3 protein-coding genes are annotated in these 3,148 nt (G+C 73.5%); all 3 read right to left on the minus strand.

What is annotated here, in order from left to right:
• Positions 1-51: 51 nt before the first annotated feature.
• The 3 genes from JS521_RS34855 to JS521_RS34865 are packed head-to-tail and all read right to left on the minus strand — an operon-like array spanning position 52 to position 2,986.
• Entirely contained in the window at positions 52-1,137 is a 1,086-nt protein-coding gene (locus JS521_RS34855) for an ABC transporter ATP-binding protein (RefSeq protein WP_205086869.1), read from the minus strand.
• Positions 1,134-1,856: a phosphonatase-like hydrolase gene (locus tag JS521_RS34860; RefSeq protein ID WP_205086870.1), complete on the minus strand. Its 723-nt coding sequence runs from the start codon at positions 1,854-1,856 to the stop codon at positions 1,134-1,136. The genes JS521_RS34855 and JS521_RS34860 overlap by 4 nt, the downstream gene beginning before the upstream one ends.
• 5 nt (positions 1,857-1,861) lie before the next feature.
• Positions 1,862-2,986, minus strand: coding sequence for a TIGR03364 family FAD-dependent oxidoreductase (locus tag JS521_RS34865; RefSeq protein ID WP_205086871.1), 1,125 nt, complete (start codon positions 2,984-2,986; stop codon positions 1,862-1,864).
• Positions 2,987-3,148: the final 162 nt, after the last annotated feature.

Below are 3,148 nucleotides of genomic sequence, written 5' to 3' on the forward strand. Positions count from 1 at the left end.
GTGCTGCGGGGGTCGGTTCGCCGGAGGTACGGGGCGCGGCGGTGGCGGTGGTCATGGGCTCACCCCCACCCCGTCGCCGGCCCCCGCCGGGAGCAGGACCGCGTCCTCGGTGGCGAAGTGCAGGGTGACGGGGTCGCCGATGGCCGGGGGCTCGCGCAGTTCGCGGAGGTCGGCCATGACGCGGTGACCGTCGACGTCGGCGTGGACGCGGTGGGTGGACCCACGCCACTGGACCTCGGTGACGCTGCCGGTGAGCGCGTTGGGCCCGTCGCCGAGGCCGACCAGGTGCGGCCGGACGCAGAGGGTGGCGGTCGCGCCGGGGGCGGCGGTCTCGGTGGGGACGGTGAGGGGCCGGTCACCGAGGTCGACGGCCCCTTCGCCGGTCACGATGACCGGGAGCAGGTTGGCGTTGCCGACGAACGAGGCGGTGAACTCCGTACGGGGCCGGCGGTAGAGCTCCTCGGGGGTGCCGCAGTCCTGGAGCCGGGAGCGGTCCATGACGGCGATCCGGTCCGCGAGGGTGAGGGCCTCGACCTGGTCATGGGTGACGTACAGGATGGAGACGTCCGGCAACTCGCGGTGGAGCCGGGCCAGTTCGGCGAGCATGCCGGAGCGGAGGCGGGCGTCGAGGGCGGAGAGCGGTTCGTCCAGGAGCAGCACGCCGGGCCGGATGGCCAGCGCGCGGGCGATCGCGACGCGCTGCTGCTGGCCGCCGGAGAGTTCGCGGGGGTGCCGGTCGGCGTACGCGGCCATGCCGACGAGTTCGAGAGCCTCGGTGACCCGGCCGGGTATCTCGGCCTTGGGGGTGCGGTGGGCCTTGAGCCCGAAGGCCACGTTGTCCTTGACCTTGAGGTGCGGGAAGAGGGCGTAACTCTGGACGACCATGCCGATGCCGCGCCGGTGCGGAGGCAGGGCGGTGACGTCCCGGCCGCCGAGGAACACCCGCCCGGCGGCGGGCCGGACGAACCCGGCGACGGCGCGCAGGGCGGTGGTCTTGCCCGAGCCGGAGGGCCCGAGGAGGGCCATCACCTCGCCGGGTTCGACGGTGAGGTCGAGCCGGTCGAGGACGACGGTGCCGCCGTAGGCGACGGTGACGCCGTCGAAGCGGATGCCGCTGGGGGCGGTCCCGGTGCTCATGCCTCGGCCCGCGCGATGAGGTCGGGCAGTTCGGCGACGGACCCGAGGACGTGGGTCGCGCCGTGCCGGGTCAACTGGTCCTTGTCGTGAGCGCCGGTGAGGACCCCGGCGACGATCCCGGCGCCGGAGCGTACGCCGCTGAGCATGTCGTACGAGGTGTCGCCGGCCACCGCGATCCGGCGGACGTCGTCCACCGCCCCCGTGCGCAGGAAGGCGGCCAGCACCATGTCCGGGTAGGGGCGCCCCCGGCCGCCCGCGTCGGCGGGACAGAGGGTGAGCGGGACGAGGCCCTGCCAGCCGAGGGCGGCGAGGATGGCGTCCTGGGTGGTGCGGGCGAAGCCGGTGGTCAGGACGACGGTACGGCCTTCGGCGGCGAGGCGTTCGATGGCCTCGCGGGCGCCGGGGAGCGGGGCGATGCGGCCGCCGTCGACGAGTTCCCCGTACGCCTCCTCGAAGGCGGTGTTGGCGTCCTGCGCCCGGTCCTCGTCATCGAACAGGTGCCGGAAGACGGAGATCTTGGACTCGCCCATGGTGGCGCGTACGTAGGCGAGTTGGCGGGCGTGCTCGTCGGATCCGGGCTGGACGCCGAGGCGTTGGGCGGCGGCGGAGAACGCCTGCTCGACGAGGCCGCCGTCGGCGACGGTGGTGCCGGCCATGTCGAGGACGACGAGGTTGTAGGGGTCACGCGAGATGTCGGTGATGCCGGTCGGGGAAGTCATGTGGTTCACCAGCCCAGTTGGTCGGCGGTCGTTTCGGCGATGGCGGGCGAGCAGGTCATGCCGCGCCCGCCGGGTCCGGTGACGAGCCAGACCCCGTCGCGCACCTGCTGGCGGTGGACGACGCGTGCGGTGTCGGTGCACTGGGCGTAGACGCCCGCCCAGCGGTGGCGGATGCGTGGCAGCGGCCGGCCGAGGAAGGCCTCGACGACGCGGGTGAGGTGCTCGTACGGCTCCTCGACGGTGTCGAAGGCGAAGGGGTGCTCGTACTCGTGGGTGTCGCCGATGGTCAGCCCGCCGTCGCGGCGCTGGACCATGAGGAGCTGCATGCGGTGCTCGGCGGCGACGGGGTCCTGGGCCTGTCCTGCGTTGAGGGCGTCGAGCGCCTCGCCCCGGTAGGCGGGGTAGTAGCGGAAGCTGTCGGCGTCGGCGACGGAGGTGGTGAGGGGCTCGCCGAGGGGGTCGGTCTGCATCATCTGGAGGCGGACGCGACGTACGGGCAGGTCGGGCCCGGCGAGTTCGCGGACGAGCCCGCCGAGCCAGGCGCCGGTGGCGAGGATGACGGCGTCGCCGGTGTGGAGGTCGCCGTGGTCGTCGCGCACCGATGCGGCCCCGACGACCTCGCGGACTTCACGGCCGCCGAGGTAGGTGTACCGCCCGGAGGCCAGCAGCTCCTGCTTGAGGGCGAGTTGGGCGGTGCGGGGCTCGACGGCCGCGTCCCGCTCGCACCACAGGGCGGCGGTGAACGCGCCGCGCAGGGCCGGGTTGACCGCCCGGGCCTCGTCGGCGGTGAGCAGCTTGTAGCCGCGCGCCGCCGCGTCGGGCCTGGCGACGGCCGCCTCGGCGACGGCGACCTCGTGCGCGGTGCGCAGCGGGGTCAGCGAACCGCAGGCCCGGAAGCCGAGCCCCGGCACCCGCGCCCCGATCTCCTCCCACAGCTCACGGGCGCGCAGGGCGGTTTCCAGCTCCTCGCCGCCGGCCCGCCCGCTGATCCATATCTGTCCGAAATTGCGGAGCGATGCCCCGCGCGCCTCGCTCTCGCGCTCGATCTGTACGACCTCGTGGCCGCGGCTGACTGCGTGCCAGGCGTGCATGGTTCCCACCACGCCGGCTCCTACGACGATGACTCTCACGACGGCCACGCTCCTCGGGACGGGTGTCCCGCACGCGTCGGGTCGCCGACGGGACGGTGAACGGCCCCCCAAGCTTGGACCAGACCCGTTATCGTTCTGTGATCAGAACTGCGTGTTCACCCTTCCCCATTTCCCCCGCTCCTGTGTCTTATACCAAACTCC

This window comes from Streptomyces durocortorensis, assembly GCF_016901035.1.
Classification (GTDB): domain Bacteria; phylum Actinomycetota; class Actinomycetes; order Streptomycetales; family Streptomycetaceae; genus Streptomyces; species Streptomyces durocortorensis.

What these genes read in the sequence shown, in the direction of transcription:
- JS521_RS34855 (WP_205086869.1), bottom strand. Translation starts at nt 1,137, where the DNA reads ATGAGCACCGGGACCGCCCCCAGCGGCATCCGCTTCGACGGCGTCACC.
- JS521_RS34860 (WP_205086870.1), bottom strand. Translation starts at nt 1,856, where the DNA reads ATGACTTCCCCGACCGGCATCACCGACATCTCGCGTGACCCCTACAAC.